At 67.8% G+C, this 21,836-nt stretch carries 16 protein-coding genes; 5 read left to right on the top strand and 11 right to left on the bottom strand.

Annotation, left to right across the window (positions count from 1 at the left end):
- Positions 1 to 161: 161 nt before the first annotated feature.
- Complete coding sequence (locus KW830_RS11450; RefSeq protein ID WP_218333242.1) at positions 162 to 1,547, bottom strand: GntP family permease; 1,386 nt, start codon at positions 1,545 to 1,547, stop codon at positions 162 to 164.
- A gap of 276 nt (positions 1,548 to 1,823) precedes the next feature.
- Positions 1,824 to 2,762, bottom strand: a complete 939-nt coding sequence (locus KW830_RS11445) for a LysR substrate-binding domain-containing protein (protein WP_066538196.1) — start codon at positions 2,760 to 2,762, stop codon at positions 1,824 to 1,826.
- A gap of 63 nt (positions 2,763 to 2,825) precedes the next feature.
- Here KW830_RS11445 and mnmA point away from each other — a divergent pair, with 63 nt between their 5' ends.
- The gene (gene mnmA / locus KW830_RS11440; RefSeq protein WP_218333241.1) at positions 2,826 to 3,944 is read left to right on the top strand and encodes a tRNA 2-thiouridine(34) synthase MnmA; all 1,119 of its coding nucleotides are present in this window, start codon (positions 2,826 to 2,828) and stop codon (positions 3,942 to 3,944) included.
- Here mnmA and KW830_RS11435 read toward each other — a convergent pair.
- The 5 genes from KW830_RS11435 to KW830_RS11415 all read right to left on the bottom strand — a co-directional run bounded on the left by KW830_RS11435 (position 3,919) and on the right by KW830_RS11415 (position 10,212).
- Positions 3,919 to 5,745: an ATP-binding protein gene (locus KW830_RS11435; RefSeq protein WP_279998855.1), complete on the bottom strand. Its 1,827-nt coding sequence runs from the start codon at positions 5,743 to 5,745 to the stop codon at positions 3,919 to 3,921. The genes mnmA and KW830_RS11435 overlap by 26 nt on opposite strands.
- 131 nt (positions 5,746 to 5,876) lie before the next feature.
- Positions 5,877 to 6,569 (bottom strand): response regulator, encoded by a 693-nt coding sequence (locus KW830_RS11430; RefSeq protein ID WP_370626120.1) that lies wholly within the window; start codon positions 6,567 to 6,569, stop codon positions 5,877 to 5,879.
- Positions 6,570 to 6,677: 108 nt separating this feature from the next.
- Positions 6,678 to 8,039 (bottom strand): diguanylate cyclase, encoded by a 1,362-nt coding sequence (locus tag KW830_RS11425; protein WP_218333239.1) that lies wholly within the window; start codon positions 8,037 to 8,039, stop codon positions 6,678 to 6,680.
- Between the two features lie 130 nt (positions 8,040 to 8,169).
- Complete coding sequence (gene ssb, locus KW830_RS11420; protein WP_066538180.1) at positions 8,170 to 8,733, bottom strand: single-stranded DNA-binding protein; 564 nt, start codon at positions 8,731 to 8,733, stop codon at positions 8,170 to 8,172.
- Between the two features lie 300 nt (positions 8,734 to 9,033).
- Positions 9,034 to 10,212, bottom strand: coding sequence for an MFS transporter (locus KW830_RS11415; protein ID WP_218333473.1), 1,179 nt, complete (start codon positions 10,210 to 10,212; stop codon positions 9,034 to 9,036).
- A 254-nt stretch (positions 10,213 to 10,466) separates the two neighbouring features.
- Here KW830_RS11415 and uvrA point away from each other — a divergent pair, with 254 nt between their 5' ends.
- Positions 10,467 to 13,475, top strand: a complete 3,009-nt coding sequence (uvrA, locus tag KW830_RS11410) for an excinuclease ABC subunit UvrA (RefSeq protein ID WP_370626131.1) — start codon at positions 10,467 to 10,469, stop codon at positions 13,473 to 13,475.
- A gap of 117 nt (positions 13,476 to 13,592) precedes the next feature.
- On the opposite strand, the gene KW830_RS11405 is transcribed toward uvrA, so the two are convergent.
- Positions 13,593 to 15,611: a methyl-accepting chemotaxis protein gene (locus KW830_RS11405; protein ID WP_255578323.1), complete on the bottom strand. Its 2,019-nt coding sequence runs from the start codon at positions 15,609 to 15,611 to the stop codon at positions 13,593 to 13,595.
- A 338-nt stretch (positions 15,612 to 15,949) separates the two neighbouring features.
- Here KW830_RS11405 and KW830_RS11400 point away from each other — a divergent pair, with 338 nt between their 5' ends.
- Entirely contained in the window at positions 15,950 to 17,098 is a 1,149-nt protein-coding gene (locus tag KW830_RS11400) for an FAD-binding oxidoreductase (RefSeq protein WP_218333238.1), read from the top strand.
- 154 nt (positions 17,099 to 17,252) lie between these two features.
- Here the strand turns inward: KW830_RS11400 and KW830_RS11395 are convergent, their stop codons facing one another.
- From KW830_RS11395 to pyrF, 3 genes are all read right to left on the bottom strand, one after another.
- Positions 17,253 to 18,224: a tripartite tricarboxylate transporter substrate binding protein gene (locus KW830_RS11395; RefSeq protein ID WP_192334469.1), complete on the bottom strand. Its 972-nt coding sequence runs from the start codon at positions 18,222 to 18,224 to the stop codon at positions 17,253 to 17,255.
- Between the two features lie 132 nt (positions 18,225 to 18,356).
- Positions 18,357 to 19,250 (bottom strand): LysR substrate-binding domain-containing protein, encoded by an 894-nt coding sequence (locus KW830_RS11390; RefSeq protein WP_066538170.1) that lies wholly within the window; start codon positions 19,248 to 19,250, stop codon positions 18,357 to 18,359.
- Positions 19,251 to 19,276: 26 nt separating this feature from the next.
- Entirely contained in the window at positions 19,277 to 20,104 is an 828-nt protein-coding gene (pyrF, locus tag KW830_RS11385; RefSeq protein ID WP_192334466.1) for an orotidine-5'-phosphate decarboxylase, read from the bottom strand.
- A 93-nt stretch (positions 20,105 to 20,197) separates the two neighbouring features.
- Here pyrF and KW830_RS11380 point away from each other — a divergent pair, with 93 nt between their 5' ends.
- On the top strand, positions 20,198 to 21,079 hold the full coding sequence (locus KW830_RS11380; RefSeq protein ID WP_066538164.1) for a DMT family transporter: 882 nt from the start codon (positions 20,198 to 20,200) through the stop codon (positions 21,077 to 21,079).
- 128 nt (positions 21,080 to 21,207) lie between these two features.
- A complete protein-coding gene (locus KW830_RS11375) occupies positions 21,208 to 21,624 on the top strand; it encodes an RcnB family protein (protein ID WP_218333237.1) in 417 nt (138 codons plus the stop codon).
- The last annotated feature ends 212 nt before the right edge of the window (positions 21,625 to 21,836 follow it).

Here is a 21,836-nt window from a genome sequence, read left to right as displayed (position 1 = left end):
TCACCGGGAAAATGCAAGGCCGCCAAGTGTTGAACGCGACTGTAGTAAGTACCACCCTTCCCGTGCAGCAGGGGGAAGGGATGGGGGTATCACGATTCGTGATGTGGCTGTGACCCAGGCCCGGCGCCATGGCCGGCCCGGGCGATGGCCGCGGTGGTGGCTCAGGCCAGTGGGGCCACGGCGTTGAAGACCAGGACCATGACCAGCCCCACCACGGCCACGATGGACTGCACCACCGAGATGGTCTTGGTGGCCTCGCCCATGGTCATGCCAAAGGATTCCTTGACCATCCAGAAGCCTGCGTGGTTGGCATAGTTGAAGAACAGCGAACCGCAGCCGATGGACAGCGCCAGCAGCGGCAGGTTCAGGCTGGGGTCGGCGCCGGCCAGCGGCGCCAGCAGTCCGGCCGCCCCCACAATGCCCACGGTGGCCGAGCCGGTGGACACCGACAGCAGCATGGCGATCAGCCAGCCCAGGATCAGCGGCGGCAGGGCGAACTGCTGGGTCAGGTGGACGATGGCGTCGCCCACCTTGGCGCTGGTGAGCATCTGCTGGAAAGCGCCGCCACCGGCAATGATCATGATGATGGAGGCAATGGGCTTGAGGCTGGCGCCCAGTGCATCGCGCAGCTTTTCCATGTCCCCGCCGCGCACCAGCACCAGCGCCACGATGGCAAACAGCACCCCCAGCAGCATGGCGATCAGCGGATTGCCCAGGAAGCTGGCCGCATGCAGGGCGGCGGAGTCCTTGGGCAGCAGCATCTCCGCGACGGCATGCACCAGCATCAGAATGGCGGGCAGCAGCGCGGCCAGCACCCCCAGGGCCACGCTGGGGCGGCTGTGGCCGGTGGCGGGTGCGGCGATGGTGAACTGGTCCAGCAGGCCCTGATCGGGCTTGGTGGTCATGCGCGGCGCGATGAAGGCGCCGTAGAGCGGGCCCCCCAGCACCATGGCCGGGATAGCAGCCAGAAAGCCGTACAGCATGGTGGGGCCGACCGTGGTCTTGAGGGTGGCAATCGCCGTCAACGGACCGGGATGGGGCGGCACCATGCCGTGCATGGCGGCCAGGGCAGAGATCACCGGAACCCCCACATAGACATAGGCCGAGCCCTTGAAGCGGGCCTGGCCCTCCAGCTTCTGCGCCACGCTGAAGATCAGCGGCAGCATCACGACCAGGCCGACTTCAAAGAACATGGGAATGCCGACGATGAAGGCCACCAGCGTCATGGCCCAGGGGACCATGCGGGTCGAGGCGTGTTTCAGTATGGCTGCGGCAATCTGCTCGGTGATGCCCGCGTCGGCCAGGATCTTGCCCAGCATGGCCCCCAGCGCAATCACCACGCCCACGGAGCCCAGCGTCTTGCCCGCGCCATTGCCGAGCTCCTTGACGATCTGGGCGGGCGCCATGCCGGTGGCGAAGCCCACGCCGATGGAGACCACCAGCAGGGCCAGCAGGGGGTGCATCTTGATGCGCGAGACGATGAGCGCGACCAGCAGCAACACGCTGACCAGGGCGGTCAGCAGCAGTTGGGTATCGAGAGGGGTCATGGATGAGACTTGGCTTGGGCTGACGGTCCGGAGCCGGTCACCATGCACCGCCAGAGAGCCTGCCCCATGGCAGCTTCTCCTCCATGCTGCAGCGTAAGCGCCGCAAGCTGGCGACATGGCAATCGGTCCCGGGGTCGCGGCAGCGGTGGTTGCAGATACGACTCCAGCGGGGGGCGGGTGCTGTGCATCGCCCCATGGCAGCCGCAACCCTCCAGGCTGTCCAGCATAGTGATTTGTGCCCGGCCATGGGCAGAAAATCTGCGTTGCGACCGGGGGTCAGGTGCTCAGGGTGGCGCCGACCCAGTTGCCGCAGTGCACCAGTTGGCGTGCGCAGTCCATCAGCACCACGCGCGCGGCCAGCGCGGCGGGAGAGAGTTCATCGTCCGACAGGCTGCACAGCGCGGCTTTGCGGCGCACGGACTCGTCCGCAATCTGCGACCACTGGAAGCGCTCGGCCGCATCGCGGTACATGCCCACGGCCGACCAGGGCTGGACGGTGGCGCCCAGGCCTTCGGCCACGGCCTCCATCAGCAGCGGCAGCGAATCGATTTCCATGGCCATCTGCGACTGGAAGCCGGCATGGTTGAACGAGGCCATCACCGAACTGCGCAGGCCGTGGCTGCCCGAGGGCAGGATCAGCGGCACCTGCTGCAGCTGTGCCAGCGGGATGGGCGTGTCGTGCGGGATGTAGGGCGCCACCGGCTGCTGGCGGGACTGGATCAGGAACAGCTGCTCTTCCAGCAGCGGCATCACGCTCCAGCGGCGGGCATTGTGGGTATCGAACAGGATGGCCAGATCCAGGTGCCTGGCATTCAGCAGGCTGGTCAGGTGCCCGGACAGCGCCGAGACCATGTGCAGGCGCACATCGGGATAGCGTTCGCGCATGGCCCGCACCAGCGGTAGGCCCAGCACATTGGCAATCGTGGGCGACAGGCCGATGCTCACCGCCCCCGACAGCCGGGCCTGCTGGGCTGCCCGGATGGCCTGGTCGGCATGGCGCAGCGTCAGCTGGGCCTCGTGGAAGAAGGCCACACCCGCTTCCGTGGGCACGGTGCCCTTGCTGGTGCGCTGCAGCAGGCGGGTGCTCAGCTCGCCTTCCAGGCGGCTGATCTGCTGGCTCAGTGCTGACTGCACCATGTCCAGGTCCACGGCGGCGCGGCTCATCGAGCCCAGTTCCACAATGCGCACGAAATAGCGCAACTGCCTCAGTTCCATCGTCGTCTCGTCTTTATCCCCGCAAACTGCGGTCTGCCGCCTGACTGGGATAATCGCACACCTATGACGAAACATCGGGTTGTGGTGGGACTTTCTGGCGGCGTGGATTCCGCGGTGACGGCCTACCTTCTCAAAAAGCAAGGCCATGACGTGGTCGGCATCTTCATGAAGAACTGGGAAGATGACGACGACAGCGAGTTCTGCTCCAGCCGCCAGGACTTTCTGGACGCGGCCGCCGTGGCCGACGTGTTGGGCATCGAGATCGAGCATGTGAACTTCGCGTCCGAATACAAGGACCGCGTGTTCGCCGAGTTCCTGCGCGAGTACCAGGCCGGCCGCACGCCGAACCCGGACGTGCTGTGCAATGCCGAGATCAAGTTCAAGGCCTTCCTGGACCACGCCATGCGCCTGGGGGCCGAGAAGATCGCCACCGGCCACTATGCGCGCGTGCGCCAGAACCCGGACAGCGGCCTGTTCGAGCTGCTCAAGGGTGTGGACGCCAGCAAAGACCAGAGCTACTTTCTGCACCGCCTGAACCAGGCCCAGCTGTCCAAGGCCATGTTCCCGGTGGGCGAGCTGTGCAAGACCGAGGTGCGCCGCATTGCCGCCGAAATTGCGCTGCCCAACGCCAAGAAGAAGGATTCCACCGGTATCTGCTTCATCGGCGAGCGGCCTTTCCGCGATTTCCTGAACCGCTACATCAGCAAGGAACCGGGTCCCATCCTGGACGATCGCGGCCGCAAGCTGGGCAAGCACGTGGGCCTGAGCTTCTACACCCTGGGCCAGCGCTCCGGCCTGGGCATCGGCGGCGTCAAGGAAAAAGGCGCGGCCCGCGGTGCGGGCGACCATGCGCCCTGGTTTGTGGCGGCCAAGGAGCTGGACAAGAACATCCTGCGCGTGGTGCAGGGTCATGACCATCCGCTGCTGCAGTCGCACGCGCTGCTGGCGGATCAGGTCAGCTGGGTGGCTGGTCACGCGCCCGTGCCCGGCCGGGAATATGGCTCCAAGACCCGCTACCGCCAGCCGGATTCGCCGGCGCTGATTTCCCAGGCCACGCCCGAAGGCTTCCGCCTGGACTTCCCCGAGGCGCAATGGGCCGTCACGCCCGGCCAGTCGGCCGTGCTGTACGACGGCGATGTGTGCCTGGGCGGCGGCATCATTGCCGCGGTGGATCCACGCTGACCAGGGCCTGAGGCGCCGGCCCGGAGGCCGTGCCGGCCGCTGCGGCCTCGGCTGGCAACCACAAGGTGGCTTCCAGCAGCGTTGCGCCGGGTTCGCTCTGGATCTGCAGGGCGCCGTGAAAACGCTCCAGGCGGGCGCGCATGCTGCGCATGCCCACCCCCAGCCCGTGCTGCTGCACGCCGGGCACGTCAAAGCCCACCCCGTTGTCGCGCACCCGCAGCTGCAGCAGCTGTGGCTGGGGCTGCAGCAGTTCCACGCGCACCTGGGTGGCGCGGCTGTGCTTGAGCACATTGGTCAGCGCCTCTTCCACCACCCGGGTCAGGCCCAGGCATTGCAGGGCACTGGGGCGCTGCTGCCAGTGGGCTGGGATCAGCCAGTCGGAGCGGATGTCCAGCGCATCGAACAGCCCCGTGAAGCGGTGGCGCAACGGGGCGGCCCAGGCGCCGGGCGTCGCCGGCATTTCGGTGTGACCGCTGTGGTCGATGAGCTGGCGCAGGTCGTCGCGCATCAGCTTGAGCATGGATAGCATCTGGGCGTTGGCCAGCGGCTGGCTGGCCTGCTCCACATAGGCGATGGAGCGGACCAGCGAGCCGCCCAGGCTGTCGTGCAGGTCATGGCTGAGCTGCAGACGCTCCTCCAGCCGCGAATGGCGCAGCGCCAGCGCATGTTCGCGCTCCAGTGTCTGGGCCAGCTCGTCGCAGGCCCGGGCCACGGTGTCCGTCAGCTCGTGGTTGAAGTTCTCGATGCGCTGCATGTTGCGCGTCACTTCCCGTCCCAGGGTCACGGACAGGGCCACCATGGTCAGCAGCGCGGAATAGGGGGTCAGCGGGGAGCCTGACCACCATTGGTACAGCAGTCCCATGTCGTGCAGGCCTGCCAGCATGAACAGCAGCAGGCACCCTGCATAGATGCCGTGCATGAGCTTGCGCGTACGCCAGGCATGGAACGGGAACTGCAGGGTGTTGGCCAGGGCGATCAGCAAGAACAGCAGCGTCACGGGTGACGAGTTGTACAACCAGGCGACCGGGGCCAGCAGGGCGTAGGCGCAGCCCAGGCCGGTCAGCGCCCACAGCGCCCGCTCCAGCCGGGGAAGCTGCTGCTCGCCAAAACGCCAGGTGAAGATGCAGTAGCTGCCGCAGAACAGCACAAACAGCAGCAGATTGGCCCGGGCCATGGTCATGGTGTCGGGGAAGGGCCAGGCCTCGGTCAGCAGCATATTGGCGGTGAACAGCACCCAGCAGGCACAGTTGAAGGCATACCAGCCGTACACCGTGTGGCGGCGGCGCAGCAGCCAGGCGCACAGGAACAAGGTCCCCAGCACTGCGGAGACCACCAGGTTCACGGTGATCAGGGTGCGCTGACTCCACTGCTGTGCCTCATACCAGGCGCGGATGGTGACTGGGGCGCCCAGGCGCACTTCCCCCAGGCCGGGGGTCTGGGCCGCCAGGCCGTGCACACGGATCCAGAGGTGGTTCAGCCCGGGCCGCAGCGCGGACGCTGGCAGCAAGGTGTAGCGCGGCAGGTTCCAGCTGCGCGACAGCGGCTCCTGCAGGTGCTGGTCACGCCACAGCAGGTCCTGGTTGAGGTAGACCTCGCCGGCCAGCACCATGGAGTACAGCGACAGGGCAATGGGCTGGGCGGGGTCGATGCAGTCGAGCTCCCAGTCCAGGCGATACCACACGGCGCCGTCGTGGCCCGGCCAGCGGTGCTGCCACTGGTCGGGCAGTGTGACCGGCGTCCAGTCCAGCGCGGCATCGGCAGGCGGGGCTGCCGCCGCGCTGCTGTCGCGTGTCGCCTGCACCTGCAGCACCTGGGGCAGGCACTGCCGGAGCTCTGGCGCAGCGGGGGGGCTGGCGGCATGGGCTGGGCGGGCGGCGGCACACCAGGCCAGCAGCAGGAAAAAGCCAAAGACCAGCCAGCGTGAAGGTTGGCTTACAACAGCAGTCCGCGCGAGCGTGCTTCCCTCACCGCCTTGACGCGGGAGGAGACTGCCAGCTTTCGATAGATATGCTTGATATGGCATTCGACCGTATATCGGGAGAGAAACAGCTTTTCGGCGATTTCACGGTTGGCAAGGCCTTCGGCGACCAGTTCCAGGATCTGGCCCTCGCGCATGCTGAGCTTGACCTCGTCGGAGGCCGCAGTCTCCGTGGAGGGGGAGGGCGCAGGCTGCAATTCGGCAATGATGCGGCGGGCAATGAACGGGTCGATCGGCGCACCGCCACGCAACACGCTGCGGATCGAGAGAGAGACTTCCAGATCGTCCCGCTCTTTCAGCACATAGCCGGTGGCACCGGCACGCAAGGCTCCCAGCAGCACATCTTCCGTGCTCCATGCCGAAATCACCAGAATGCCCAGAGCCGGGTCACTGTTGCGCAGTTCGGTGATCAGGTCAATCCCGTTGCCGTCCGGCAATCCCAGGTCGACCAGTGCCAGGGCGATGGGGGATTCCTGCACCAGATGGCGTGCCTGGGCCAGGGTCTCGGCAAACAGCAGTGCATCGGCCTGGTATCCCAGGTGTGCCAGGATGCCCAACAGGCGCTGCCGGATCAGCGGGTCGTCTTCGACGACGAGCACCGGTGCGGGGAGGAGCAATTCCGGCGGAAGAGGAGGCAGGGGCAGCATAAAAAGTGATCTGAAATTGCCTTGGGAATATGGGGCAGCTCGTGCGCGCTGCCCATCCCTGGAATCAGGTAATTTGCCACCCTGCGCGCGATTTCTTGCCCTGGTGCGTCACTCGCCGGCCAGCTCCACCCGGTTGCGCCCCTGGTGCTTGGCCTGGTAGAGCGCCGCATCGGCACGGCGCAGCAGCACCTGGTAGTCGGGATGGCCGTTGAAGGTGGCCACGCCAATGCTCACCGTCACCTGCAAGGTCTGGTTGCGCGGCAGGTGCAGCATTTCCCTGGCGATGTGCTGGCGCATGCGCTCGGCCGTGCGCCGGGCCGCATCGACCGTGGTGTCCACCAGCACCAGGATGAACTCTTCGCCGCCCAGGCGGAACAGGTAGTCACCGCCGCGGCTGTGCTGGCTCAGCAGCGATGCCACCTGCTGCAGCACCATGTCGCCGGCTTCATGGCCGTGGGTGTCGTTGACCTGCTTGAAATGGTCTAGGTCGATGGACAGCACCGAAAAGCTGTGTCCGCCCTCGCGTGCATAGTGCACCTCCTTGTCCAGCACCACCGGCAGGAACTTGCGGTTGAGCAGGCGGGTCAGCACATCGCGACCGGCTTCCAGGGCGCTGGATTGTTCGAACAGCGAGTCCAGCAGGAAGGCAATGCGCCGGGTGTGGTCGCGCAGCGTGTGCAGCAGGGCCAGCCGGTCGGCGGGGGTGCTGCCGGCGCGGTGGATGGCGGGCAGGTGCTCGCCATCGATGGCGTCCATGGTGCCCAGGATGGTGGTGCACTCGTGCGTGCCCTGGAATACATGGGCGCCCTTGTGGCGGAACCACAGGCCGAACTCGGACTGTCCGAGCAGCGGCAGCTGCTCCTGCGCCGTGCCGACGGCATGGGCAAACATCAGCTGGTTTTCCCAATCCAGCAGGTTGGCACGGCGGCGCTCGCGCTCAGTGGAGACGTTCTGTGCCAGCTCGAAATGCCGGTAGGCCTCCTTGGCCTGGGACTGGCGGTCGTGCGAGACGGCATAGGCTTGGCCCATGATTTCCATGGTCAGATCGATCACGCTGCAGACCAGGGCGACCGCACCGTCCTGCGGCTGGGCCTGTAGCAGGGCGTACATGCGGTCCTTGAGGGCGCGTGCCCCGCGCAGCACCACATGCATGGGAATGTCGATCCGGGCGTGCACCTCGCCAACGCGCTTTTGCTGTGTCACCAGGGGCAGCAGATCGCCGTCTGCCGCGGCGCTGAACACCGATGCGACCCAGGCCTGCATGGACGCATGCAGGCGCTGCTGCACCTGCTCATGGTCCAACATGGTGGCGGCCACACTGTCCTGCAGCATCTCGCGGTAGAAGTGCTGGGCCAGCGCCTGCTGGTGGGTGGTGGCCAGCTGCTGGATCTGGGCCCGTGCCGCAGGGGGGGCCGCTTGGAGGATACGCTGCCAGTCGGCCGCGTAATGTTCATCCGGGTACGTAGACATGGAAGGCACAGGCCACAAAGGCCGAAAAAACAGGGCCGCACTAGGTCGGCCCTGTCGGGTGCGCTCTGCAAACAGGAGCGCAGGAATGAAAATGCCGCAGACAGCGGCTGCGGCACAGTGGGGGAACGGCTTAGAACGGGATGTCGTCGTCCATGTCGTCAAAGCCCGAGGCAGCGCGCTGCGGGGGCGGGGCCATGGGGGCCGGTGCCGCAGCGGGAGGCGCCATGCGTGGAGCCGGTGCCTGGCGTGGCGCGGCGGGGGCGGCCTGGCGGCGGGGAGCGGCGTCGTAGCCGCCACCGCCGTTGTCGCCGTAGCCGGCGTCGTCACCATAGCCCTGGTTCTGGCCGCCGCCCATGCCCTGGCGGGCACCCAGCATCTGCATGGTGTCGGCACGGATTTCGGTGCTGTAGCGTTCCTGGCCGCTCTGGTCGGTCCACTTGCGGGTGCGGATGGAGCCTTCCACATACACCTGCGAGCCCTTGCGCAGGTACTGGCCGACGATCTCGGCCAGACGGCCGTTGAAGACCACGCGGTGCCACTCGGTGGATTCCTTGTTTTCACCGGTGTTCTTGTCGCGCCAGCGGTCGGTGGTGGCGATGGTCACGTTGGCCACCTGGTCCCCGCTGGGGAAGGTGCGCATTTCGGGATCGCGGCCGAGATTGCCGACGATGATGACTTTGTTGACGGATGCCATGGGTAAAAAATCCTGTGCAGCTAGCCGGAGAAAGTGGGGAGGGTCCCCGGCCAAATCGGTAGGTGCAGTCCCCCTCCGGCGGACTGCAGGGACGCAGCATAACGCAGGTCGGCCCTGTCGTGCAGCGTGATCGGGACAGACCCGCAAGCCTGTTGCGACAGGGTGTCGGCTAAATGAAAAAAGTGAGCGGGCTACGCATATTTATCAATGCTTTCAAATTATTTAAGCCATGAAAGCATGAGTATGTAAGCCAAGTAAGCTATGGTTTTTGATGCGGCGCTGCCGGGCGCCGCTCCCGGCTCAGTGTCCGGCGCGGCCCACCGGGCGCAGTGGCCAGCTGACCAGCAGCCACAGCGCACACAGCGCGGCGGTGGAGGCAAACAGAGCGGGCGTGCCTGCCCATTTGGCCAGGGCACCGCCCAGGGCGCCGCCGGCAAACAGGCCCAGCGACTGCAGCGTGTTGTACGCGCCCAGGGCTGTGCCGCGCAGCGGTGCCGGCGCCATGCGCGAGACCAGGCTGGGCTGGCTGGCTTCCAGTGCGTTGAAGCCGCAGAAGAACACGAACATCAGCAGGGCCATGCACCACACGGTGGGGATGGTGCCGCTGGCGGCCAGCATGCCCAGGCCGATCTGAACCACCAGCACCAGGCCGATGGCGCCCAGCAGGGCGGCGCGCAGCCGGCCTTTGCGTTCCATGGAGAACAGCAGCCCCATGGCCGCGAACGACAGCACCACGGCAGGCAGGTAGACCTGCCAGTGCACGGCCTTGGCCAGCCCGGCCTGCACCAGCATGGCGGGCACGGCCACCCACATGGACATCTGCACGGTGTGCAGCACGAACACGCCCAGGTTCAGGCGCAGCAGATCGGTATGGCGCAGCAGCTCGGAGGGGGCGGCGCGCGGTGCGTCGGCATGGGCACGGGGCTCGGGTGGTACCACCCACAGCACGGCGCAGACGCCGGCCAGCGCCAGGGCGCAGGTCAGGCTGAAGATGCCGGGCAGACCGCCCCAGGCAGCCAGCAGCGGGCTGAGCACCAGGGCCAGGGCAAACGTCAGGCCGATGCTGCCGCCCACCATGGCCATGGCCTTGGTGCGCACGCTGTCGCGCGTCAGGTCGGACAGCAGGGCCGTCACCGCGGCCGAGACCGCGCCCGCACCCTGCAGCGCGCGGCCGGCCAGCAGACCGGTGACCGAATCGGCCAGGGCGGCCAGCAGGCTGCCTGCCGCAAACACCAGCAGGCCGGCGACGATCACGCGCTTGCGTCCCCAGCGGTCCGAGGCCAGGCCCAGCGGCAGCTGGAACACCGCCTGCGTGAGACCGTACATGCCGATGGCCAGGCCCACCAGGGCCGGATCATCGCCTCCGGGGTAGCGCGCCGCTTCCAGCGCAAACACCGGCAGCACCAGGAACAGGCCCAGCATGCGCAGCGCAAAGATCAGGGCCAGGCTGGCGCTGGAGCGGCGCTCCAGGCTGGTCATCCGGGTCGATGGCGCCGGTGTGGATGCGGTGGAAGAAGATGCGGAAGATGCGGACACGCGAAAACAGGCAGGTGTGGAAAAGACGAGACACGGGCAGGGAGATGCCCCCCTTGCAGCGTGCCATTGTCGGTCATCCGGCACGAGGGCGCCAGGCAGGGCTGTGAGTGAATCTCTATCATGGTGGGTTTCCCCGTGGCGGGGGCCGCGTCAAGAAAGCTGTTTGCGTGAACCCGAAATCCTCTTCTTCCCGTCCGGTGCCTGCGGCACCGCAGGACCATGGCCGCTATCTGGGCGCCGTGGCCGGCCATGCCTGCATCAGCGTGCGCGGTGCGCGCACGCACAATCTGAAGAACATCGATCTGGACATCCCGCGCAACCAGCTGGTGGTGCTGACGGGGCTGTCCGGCTCGGGCAAGTCCAGCCTGGCGTTCGACACGCTGTACGCCGAGGGCCAGCGCCGCTATGTGGAGAGCCTGTCGGCCTATGCGCGCCAGTTCCTGGGCCGGCTGGACAAGCCCGATGTCGATTTGATCGAAGGCCTGTCGCCGGCGATTGCCATCGAGCAGAAGGCGGCCAGCCACAATCCGCGCTCCACCGTGGGCACGGTGACCGAGATCAACGACTACCTGCGTCTGCTCTATGCCCGCGCCGGTACGCCCTACTGCCCGGACCACGACCTGCCGCTGCAGTCCCAGACCGTCAGCCAGATGGTGGACAGCGTGCTGGCCCTGCCGGAAGAGACCCGCATCATGGTGCTGACGCCGGTGGCCCGGGGCAAAAAAGGGGAGTTCGCCGAGCTGTTCACACAGATGCAGGCCCAGGGCTATATCCGCTTTCGCATCGACGGTGCGGTGGTGGACGCGGCCAATCTGCCGCAGCTGGACAAGAACGCCCGCCACGATGTGGATGTGGTGGTGGACCGCCTCAAGGTGCGTGCCGATGTGCAGCAGCGCCTGGCGGAAAGCATCGAGGCGGCGCTGCGCATCGGCGGTGCGGCGGCCAACGGCCGCATCGTGGTGCTGGAAATGGATGGGGGGCAGGAACACCTGTTCAGCAGCCGCTTTGCCTGCCCCCGGTGCACCTACTCGCTGCCGGAGCTGGAGCCGCGCCTGTTCTCCTTCAACTCGCCCCAGGGGGCCTGCCCCAGCTGCGACGGTCTGGGCATGAGCGAGACGTTCGATGTGGAGCGGGTGGTGGCCTTTCCCACGCTCAGCCTGGCCAGCGGTGCCATCAAAGGCTGGGACCGGCGCAATGGCTACTACTTCTCGATGCTGGAGAGCGTGGCGCTGCACCACGAGGTGAGCGTGGAGACGCCGTTTGACGAGCTGCCAGAGGCCGTGCAGCAGGTCATCCTGTGGGGCTCAGGCGAGGAAGACATTGCCTTCACCTACCAGTTTGACAGCGGTGCGCGCAAGGGCGAGACGCTGGTCAAAAGCCACCCCTTCGAAGGCATCATTCCCAACATCCAGCGCCGCTGGCGCGAAACCGATTCCCAGGTGGTGCGCGACGACCTGGCCAAGTTGCGCAGCACGGCCGTGTGCCCGGACTGCCACGGCACGCGTCTGCGCCGCGAGGCGCGCTTTGTGCGCGTGGGCGAAGGCGCGCAGCGCAAGGCCATCTACGAGATCGGTGGTGACACCCTGGCCAGCGCCCAGACCTGGTCCGAGACGCTGCAGCTGCAGGGGGCCAAGGCCGATATCGCCGCCAAGGTGGTGGGCGAGATCGCCGCGCGCCTGCGCTTTCTGAACGATGTGGGCCTGGGCTATCTGAGCCTGAACCGCAGCGCCGACACCCTGAGCGGCGGCGAGGCCCAGCGCATCCGCCTGGCCAGCCAGATCGGCAGCGGCCTCACCGGCGTGATGTATGTGCTGGATGAGCCCAGCATCGGCCTGCACCAGCGGGACAACGACCGGCTGATTGCGACCCTGCAGCATCTGCGGGACATCGGCAACACCGTGATCGTGGTCGAGCACGACGAAGACATGATGCGCGCCGCCGACCAGCTGATCGACATGGGGCCGGGCGCCGGCGTGCACGGCGGCCAGGTGATGGCCCAGGGCACGTTCGATGAAGTGGCGGCCACGCCCGCCTCCCCCACCGGCCAGTACCTGCGCGGGGAGCGCCGCATCGAGGTGCCCCGCCGGCGCACGCCCTGGCTGCCGCTGCGGCAGGAAGCAGGCGCGGCCCCTGCGGCGGCACCACCGGCCGGCGGTTTTCCGCAGGTGCCGGGCGCGGACCGGGCGACGGCGCCCCAGCACCACGCGCTGCAGGCCCTGCGCGTGGTGGGGGCCAGCGGCCACAACCTGCAGCAGGTGACGGTGGACTTCCCCGTAGGCCTGTTCACCTGCGTGACCGGTGTTTCGGGTTCGGGCAAATCCACCCTGGTCAACGACACGCTGTACGCCGAAGTGGCGCGCCAGCTGCACCGCGCCAGCACCGAGCCGGCGGCGCACGAGGCGCTGGAAGGGCTGGAGCATTTCGACAAGGTCATCAACGTCGACCAGGCACCCATCGGCCGCACGCCGCGCAGCAACCCGGCCACCTACACCGGCCTGTTCGCCCCCATCCGCGACCTGTTTGCCGAAACCAATACCGCCAGGGAACGAGGCTACGGCCCGGGGCGCTTCAGCTTCAATGTGGCCGGCGGCCGCTGCGAAGCCTGCCAGGGCGACGGCGTGGTCAAGGTGGAAATGCACTTTCTGCCCGATGTCTATGTGCCCTGCGACATCTGCCATGGCCGCCGCTACAACCGCGAAACGCTGGAAGTGCAGTGGAAGGGCCGCGACATCGCCAGCGTGCTGGAGATGACGGTGGAAGACGCGCACGCCTTCTTCCAGGATGTGCCGACCATTGCGCGCAAGCTGCAGACGCTGCTGGATGTGGGCCTGTCCTATATCCGCCTGGGGCAGAGCGCCACCACCCTGTCCGGCGGTGAGGCGCAGCGCGTGAAGCTGGCGCAGGAGCTGTCCAAGCGCGACACCGGCCGCACGCTCTACGTGCTGGACGAGCCGACCACCGGCCTGCACTTTGCCGATGTGGATCTGCTGCTCAAGGTGCTGCACCAGCTGCGTGATGCGGGCAACACCATCGTCGTCATCGAGCACAACCTGGACGTGATCAAGACCGCAGACTGGCTGATCGACATGGGGCCGGAAGGCGGCGCCGGAGGCGGCCAGGTGGTGGCCGTGGGCACGCCCGAACAGGTGTCGCAGAACCCGGCCAGCCACACCGGGCGCTATCTGCAGCCGTATCTGCAACAGTGAGCGGCCGGGGTCGGCGCCTGCGCCGGCGCAGTGGGGCTTCCGGACCCGGGATGGGCTGAGGCCCTTGCCGTAGCCACCGATAGAGCCGCAGCAGACCAGGCCGGAGGCGGCCTGGCTTCAGGCGGAGGTCAGCGTATGCAGCAGGGCCGGGCGCTCGACGGTGCCACCGGCCAGGGCCGGTATCTGCGGAGTGCTGCTGGCTTGCCCGCCATTCCAGCGGAAGGCCGAGACGGCGCGCACCAGCTCCTGACCCTGGGTGTGCAGGCTGGTGGCGGCGGCGGCCATTTGCTCCACCAGGGCGGCGTTCTGCTGGGTGACCTGGTCCATCTGCGTCACGGCTTCCCCCACCTGGGCCACGCCGGAAGCCTGCTCCTGGCTGGCGCTGCTGATGGCGTTGACGATCTCGGTCACCTTCTGGATGGCCAGCACCACATCGCCCATGGTGGCACCGGCCTGCTGGGCCAGCACATTGCCTTCGCCCACGCGGGAGACGCTGGCTTCGATCAGCTGCTTGATCTCCTTGGCCGCTTCGGCACTGCGCTGCGCCAGGGCCCGCACTTCGCTGGCCACCACGGCAAAGCCCCGGCCCTGGTCTCCGGCGCGGGCGGCTTCCACGGCGGCGTTCAGTGCCAGGATGTTGGTCTGGAAGGCGATGCCGTCGATCACGCTGATGATGTCGGCAATCCGGCGGCTGCTGTCGTTGATGCCCTGCATGGTGCCCACCACGCGCGCCACCGCGTCGCCGCCCTGTACCGCCACATCGCGGGCGGATTCGGCCAGGCGGCTGGCTTCGCGGGCGTTGTCGGCGTTGTGGCGCACGGTGGCGCTGAGCTCTTCCATGGACGCGGCGGTCTCTTCCAGCGCGCTGGCCTGGCTTTCGGTGCGTGACGACAGATCCTGGTTGCCCTGGGCGATTTCCGCGCTGGCCAGGGCCACGCTGTCCGCGCCGCGGCGCACCTGCTGCACGATGGGCAGCAGCCTGGCGCGCATCTGCTGCTGGGCACCGATCAGCTCGCCCACTTCGTTGCGGTCCACGGGCGCGTCGTGACCGGCCAGGTTGCCGTCGGCCACGGCCTGGGCCAGCTGCACGGCCTGCGACAGCGGGCGGGTGATGGAGCGCACAAAGGTCAAGGCCAGCAGCACGGCACCCACCAGGCACAGCGCCTGCAGTGCCACCACCACCACCAGTTGCCGGCGCTGGCTACGGGCGGCGTCTTCCAGGCGCTGGCTCAGTGCCTGGGCACCACCGGTGCCCAGTGCGTTCACCGCGTCGATGGCCTGGGTCAGTTTGTCAAAGTAGGCGGCGGGCGGCAGGGCCAGTGCCTGGGCCTCGATCACCTGGTCGTTCACCAGCGTCAGGCTGGCGCTGGTGAGGGCGCGCATGGTGTCGACCACGCCGCCCAGCGTGCTGCGGAACTCGGGATTGAGCTGCATGGCGCGCTCGGTGGCGCGGCTGCCGGTGCCGCGGATTTCCGTGATGCGGCGCACCAGGGCGCGCAGATGGCCCCGGGTTTCGGGCGAGAGCTGCTTTTGCACCAGTGCCGCCGTGCCCTGGGCCCGCACCATGCCCAGGCTTTCGCTCAGCAGGGGGGCCTGCACCAGGGCGGACTGGATCAGGGCCTGGATGTCGGCGTGGGACGTCAGGGTCAGGCCGTAGGCGTTCAGCAGTTCCTCGCTCAGCTGGTGCAGGCTGGTGACCAACTGGGTGTGCTCGGCCATGCTCTGCGGAGGGGGGATGGCTTGGGCGGCCACTTTCTGCTCCAGGCCCTGCCAGGCTTGCGCCAACTGCTGCAGGCTGCTGCGCAACGGTTCCGGGGCCTGGGCCTGTTGCAGGGCATCCTGGGCTTGGCGCAGCGCCTGGTTCACGGCGTCGCGCACGGCGGGGCGGCGGTTGGCCATGCCGGTGTCGCCGCCCAGCATGCCGGCCGTGGTGCCGCGGTGCAGCTGGATCTGCTGCACCGCCTGGTTGATGGCCATCAGCGGTGCCATGCCCGCGGCTTCCTGGTCGGCGTGGCGCAGATTGCCCAGCACGTCCTTGATGTACAGCCCCGTGGGGATGGCCACCATCACCAACGCCAGCACTCCCAGGATCAGAAATTTCTGCGACAGGCGCAACTGTGAAAGCCAACGCGGCATGGGGGGTCCTTTGCGTGGGTGGAGTCCATGGGGCGCCAGGTCAGGTGGGCCGCGCCCCAGGGCCCCAAGGCCCCCGGGGCACGACCGCAAGCGCCCATGTTCCCAGTATGGGCAGCGGACCCGCATCTTTGCTGCGGTGCGGCGACCAGTGGCCGTGCGAGCGTCCACCGATGGACGATTGCGCCACAAAACCAAGGGTTAACCCTTTGATTGCTACCAGACCGGCGGCGCAGCATGCGGCAAGCACATCGCCGGTGTATGGTGGGCGTCTTGAACCAGCGGCGGGGGGGCAGGGCACCACCGCCCAGCGCGGTCGCCGACCGCAGGAAGAACAGGCAATGCAGACAGTGGGTTGGGATGTGGTGGTGGTGGGTGCGGGCATGGCCGGTGCAGCCGCGGGATGGCAACTGGCGCAGGCCGGCCAGCGGGTGCTGGTGCTGGAGCGCGAATCCCAGCCGGGCTACCACACGACCGGCCGCTCTGCGGCGCTGTTTGAAGAGCATTACGGACCGGCCCAGGTGCAGGCGCTGACCCGTGCCAGCCGGGCGTTCTATGACACGCCGCCCGCCGGCTTTGCCGACGCGCCCATCCTGAGCCCGCGCGGCGTGCTCTACATCGCCACGGCCGCGCAGCGTGCGCTGCTCGACGCGGCCTACGCCGAAGCGCTGCGGCATGCGCCTGCGGCCCGCCGCCTGGACGCGGCCGCTCTGCGGGCACTGGTGCCGGTGCTCCAGGACGGCATCGTCGACGGATTTCTGGACGAGGGCGCGCGCGATATCGACGTGCATGGCCTGCACCAGGGCTTTCTGCGCGGCCTGCGCCAGGCCGGCGGCGCACTGTGGTGCAGTGCCGAGGTGACGGCGCTGGCGCGGGCGGCAGGACTGTGGACGGTCACGCTGGCCGACGGCCGCAGCGTGCAGGCCCCCGTGGTGGTGAATGCCGCCGGTGCCTGGGCCGATGTGCTGGGCGGCCTGGCCGGGGCGGCACCGATCGGCCTGACGCCCAGGCGCCGCAGCGCCTTCACCTTCGGCGTGCCGGAAGGGGTGGATGCCACGCATTGGCCGGCGGTGATCAGCGCCGACGAAAGCTTCTACATCAAGCCCGACGCCGGCCAGTTGCTGGGCTCGCCGGCCAATGCCGACGCCACCACCCCGCACGATGTGCAGCCCGAGGAGCTGGATGTGGCCACCGGCATCTGGCGCATCGAAGAGGCCACCACGCTGCAGATACGCCGTCCCAGCCACACCTGGGCCGGGCTGCGCAGCTTTGTGGCCGACGGCGAGCTGGTGGTGGGCTGGGACGCGTCGCCCACGCCGCTGCCCGGCTTCTTCTGGCTGGCGGCGCAAGGCGGTTACGGCATCCAGAGCGCCGCCGGCTACAGCCTGCTGGCACGCAATCTGATCCTGGGCGAGGCGGTGGATGCCACGCTGCGGGCCCAGGGCGTGGATGCGGCCGTGCTGTCGCCCGCCCGGGTACAGCGGGTCTGACATCCAGGCTCCGGCGCCGAAGCCTGTGGCACCGAGGAGGAAAGCGGGCTGCACCACCATGGTGCAGACGTAGAAAAGCCCCTGTGCCAGGGCAGCAGGGGCTTTGCATGTGCGGCAGGCGCCCGGGCTGTGCCAGGCGCTGCCCGCGGGGCGATCACATTTCGATCTTGGCCACGTCCACGATCTTCTTGTACTTGCCGATTTCGGTGTTGATGTACTTGCTGGGGTCCAGCTTGGGGTCCATGACCTGGGCGCCAGCGTCTTCCATCTTCTTGCGGAATTCGGGGGCGGCCATGGTCTTGTCCAGTGCGGCCTTGATCTTGGCGACCACGGGGGCGGGCATGTGGGCCGGGCCCATCAGCGAGAACCAGCTGTTGATGTTCACGTTCTTGAACTCGGGCTGCTCGGCCAGGGCCGGGATGTCCGGCGTGGCAGGGTAGCGCTTGGCTTCGGTGGTGCCCAGGGCCACAACCTTGCCGGACTTGATCAGCGGCAGGCCCGAGGACAGCACGAACACGCCGAACTCGATGTTGTTGCCCAGCACGTCATTGGTCAGAGCCGGCACGCCGCGGTAGGGCACGTGCTGCATCTTGATCTTGCCCTGGTCCTTCATCATTTCGCCAGCCAGGTGCAGGGCCGTGCCCACGCCGGACGAGCCGTAGCTGGTGGCGTCGGGCTTGGCCTTCACCAGGTCGATGAATTCGCGGGCGTTCTTCACACCGGATTTTTGCGAGGCGACCAGCACCATGGGCTGGGACGCCACCATGCCGATCGGGGTGAAGTCGCTGATCTTGTACTTCACGGCCTTGTTCACCAGGTTCGCAATGGCCAGCTCGTTGTTGGCGCCCACCAGCAGGGTGTAGCCATCGGGCTTGGCATTGGCCACCTTCTGGGCACCGATGGCGCCGCCGGCGCCGCCCAGGTTTTCCACCACCACGGTCTGGCCCAGGTGCTTTTCGATCTCGTTGGCCACCAGGCGGCCCACCAGGTCGGTCGAGCCGCCGGCGGGGTAGCCCACGACGATGGTCACGGGCTTGTTGGGGTAGGAAGCATCAGCCAGGGCGGGAGCGGCCACCAGGGCCACGCCGCAGGCCAGCACGGTGCGGCGCAGGATAGTGCGGGTCATGAATTTCTGTCCTTCAGGGAGGAGGGGGGAGTGTTCGAAACGAGGTTGTTGCGAATTGTGCGATCTTCACCAGCAAGTTTGGTGCCAAAACGGCACATGCCCGTGCTGTTATCAGGGTATGCAAAAAACGCATCAAGCAGGTTGCAGAGCTTGCCAGAAATCCTCGGCCGAGGGGCTCAGTCGCCTTTTCGGGCGGTAGATGCGCACATCGAAGCGGATTTCCAGCGCGGCCCCCCCGGCCACGGCCAGTCGCCCGTCACGGCAGTCGGCATGCACCATGGACCAGGGCAGCCAGGCCACCCCCAGGCCTTTGAGCGCGTATTCGTGCACCGCGTCGGCACTGTCGCACTCCACTAGGCGCTGCAGGCGCGGGGCTTGGCGGTGGTTGGCCAGGTGGTCTTCCACCAGCCGGCCCAGCGCCAGGGCGCGTGCATAGGCCAGGTAGGGCACTGGTGTGCCCCTTTCAAAGCGGTAGCGGGCGGTGCCGGTGGCATCGGCACGGGCCACCGGCACCAGCTTGTCCGACGCCACATGCAGATAGTGGAACTGGCGCGTGTCCAGCCCGGGCGCCAGCGTGGGGTGGTGGTAGAGCAGCGAAAAATCGGCCTGGCCCTGCTCCAGCATCAACGCCGCCTGCTGCATGGAGGTGGTGCGCACCACCAGTTCGTGCTGGTTCAGCACCGGTTGCAGCTGCATCAGCCAGTCGGCGACCACGGTGCGCGCCAGCGTGCGGCCCGTGGCCAGGGTGATGGTGTGCGCCTGGCGGCCGGCCGCGGCGCGCAATTCTTCCTGCGACTGCTCCAGCGTACGCACGATCTGCTCGGCGGAATCCAGGAACACCTCGCCCGCCGGTGTCAGCCGCACCGGGCTGCCTTCGCGCTCCACCAGAGGGGTGCCGGCCCAGGCCTCCAGCGCACGGATGCGCCGCCCGAAGGCCGGGTGGGTCACATGCCGCAGCTCCGCCGCACGGGTAAAGCTGCGCTCCTGCGCCAGGGCCACAAAGTCTTCCAGCCACTTGAGCTGCATAACAGGCGCTGCGCGGGGGTGGGGGGTCAGCTGCGGGCGGCGGCCTGCAGCGTGGCGCGGGTGGCGATGGCTGCAGCGCGTGCGGCCTGGGCAAAGTCTTCGCCCTGGGATGCGTAGAGGATGGCGCGCGACGAGTTGATGATGATGGGGCCGCCACCGATGCGTGCCGCCTTCACCGTGGCCACGGCATCACCGCCCTGGGCGCCGACGCCGGGGATCAGCAGCGGCAGCGTGGGGGCCACGGCGCGCACGCGTTCGATCTCCTGCGGGCGGGTGGCGCCCACCACCAGACCCAGCTGGCCGTTGGTGTTCCAGGGGCCCTGGGCCAGCTTGGCCACATGTTCGAACATGTGCGGCTGGCCGGGGAGGTCGGCCAGGGTCTGTGCCTGCAGATCGTCACCGCCGGGGTTGGAGGTGCGGCAGAGCAGGAAGGCACCCTTGCCCTCGTACTTGAGGTAGGGCGTGATGGAGTCGAAGCCCATGAAGGGCGAGAGCGTCACGGCGTCCGCACCGTAGCGTTCGAAGGCTTCCTTGGCGTACTGCTCGGCGGTGGAGCCGATGTCGCCGCGCTTGGCGTCCAGGATCACTGGCACATGGGGGGCGACGCGGCGCATGTGCGCCATCAGCTTTTCCAGCTGGTCTTCGGCGCGGTGGGCCGCGAAGTAGGCGATCTGGGGCTTGAAGCTGTTGACCAGATCGTAGGTGGCATCGACGATGGCTGCACAGAAGTCGTAGATCTTGGACGCATCGCCCTGCATGGCGCCGGGAAAGCGGCTGGGTTCGGGGTCCAGACCCACGCACAGCATGGAGTCATTGCGCGTGGACGCGTCGCGCAGCATGTCGAGAAAAGTCATAAAGCGCGATTTTAGAGGGGGCGGCCCATCGGCGCCCAGGCTGTCACCTGTGTCCCTCGGTGGCCCGGTTCTTGCCTGCACAATCGGCCGCCTATGCCCCGCTTCACGCCTCGCCAACTTGTCCTGCTGGTTTTGCTCACCGTCGTCTGGGGGCTGAACTGGCCCATCATGAAAGTCGGGGTGGCGCATTTCCCCCCGCTCACCTTCCGCATGGTGGCCATGTGGCTGGCCGTGCCGGTGCTGGCCGCGGTGCTGTGGCAGCAGAAAGCGCCCTGGACCGTGCCGCGCTCCGCCTGGGGCCGGCTGGCGGCGCTGACGCTGACCAATATGCTGTTCTGGCACTGCCTGATGATTCTGGCCATCCCGCTGCTGTCCAGCGGGCGTGCCGCCATCCTGGGCTACACCATGCCCATTTTTTCGGCCGTGCTGGGCGCGTTCTGCTTTGGCGACCGGCTGGCCGGCCGGGCCTGGGGCGGTGTGGTCGCTGCGGCCCTGGGCGTGGTGTTGCTGCTGTGGCACGAAACCGCCGCCATGGGCAGCCGCCCCGTGGGCGTGGGCCTGATGCTGGCCGCCGCCGCCGGCTGGGCCCTGGGCACGCAGCTGCTGCGCCGCACCAGCATGCCGGTGCCGCTGATGACGCTGTCGTTCTGGATGGTGCTGATCACGGCCGTCGTGCTGACCGTGCTGTCTGTGCTGCTGGAGCGGGAGCGCTGGGTGTGGCCGGACTCCACGGCCCTGGCCACCATCCTCTACAACGGTCCGCTGGCCATCGGCTTTGCCCAGGTGACCTGGTTCTTTCTGGCGCGCACGCTACCGCCCGTGGCCTCCACGCTGAGCGTGATGCTGATCCCGGTGATCGGCGTGTTCAGCGGAGCCTGGTGGCTGGGCGAGGTGCTGCATTGGCAGGACTGGACGGCCGTGGGCCTGATGGTGGTGGCCATCGCTTCGGTGCTGTGGCCGGCGCGGTCGCGGTGATGGCCTGACGGCGCGGTGGCGGTACGCCCCGTCACGCAACTTTGCCTGCGCTTTACCTTGGCGTTGGCTGGGCGTTGCATGCGCTGCCTACGATGGCTCCATCGATATTTCCTGAGGAGGGGACCGCCATGCAAACGAAATTTTCCGCCGTGCTCGCCGCTGTGATCCTGGGCGCTGCCAGCCTGTCGGCCGTGGCCCAACCCGGCCCGCAGGGCGGACCGGGAGCGGAGCGCCACGACGCACCGCGCAAGGCGCCCGCCGCGCAGCCCCATCCGGGCAAGCCGGCCGCCCCCGCAGCCCACGCTGCACCCCATCAGCCTGCGCACGGCCAGGCCCAGCGCCATGGCGCCGGTCCGGACCACCGCTGGGTGCCGGGTTCGCGCGTGCCGCAGCAGTACCGGGGCCCGCACTATGTGGTGCAGGACTGGCAGCACCATGGCCTGAAGCGGCCTGGGCGCGGACAGCAATGGGTGCAGAACGGGCAGGACTATCTGCTGGTGGCCGTGGCGACCGGCGTGATTGCCCAGATCGTCTTCGGCCACTGAGTACCGGCAGGCCCGACCGCTGCGGCCGCCCTGACCACCACGTTCTGCAAGCCCGCCAGCAGCCTGGCGGGCTTTGTTTTTGATAGCTGCGTGCGCGCACGGGTATTGCGGAAAAAGCAGTGTTCCATGGGAACATCCGGGCCCAGGCCGCTACGCCGCTGCAACTTTGGGCGCTGTGCGCACTCAGACCGCATCCGGCTGCGTCCGCAGCC

The organism is Comamonas sp. CMM03, from assembly GCF_019218715.1.
GTDB lineage: Bacteria > Pseudomonadota > Gammaproteobacteria > Burkholderiales > Burkholderiaceae_C > Comamonas > Comamonas terrigena.
The sequence above is the reverse complement of the archived record's forward strand: the minus strand, read 5'-3'. Positions and strand labels throughout refer to the sequence as shown.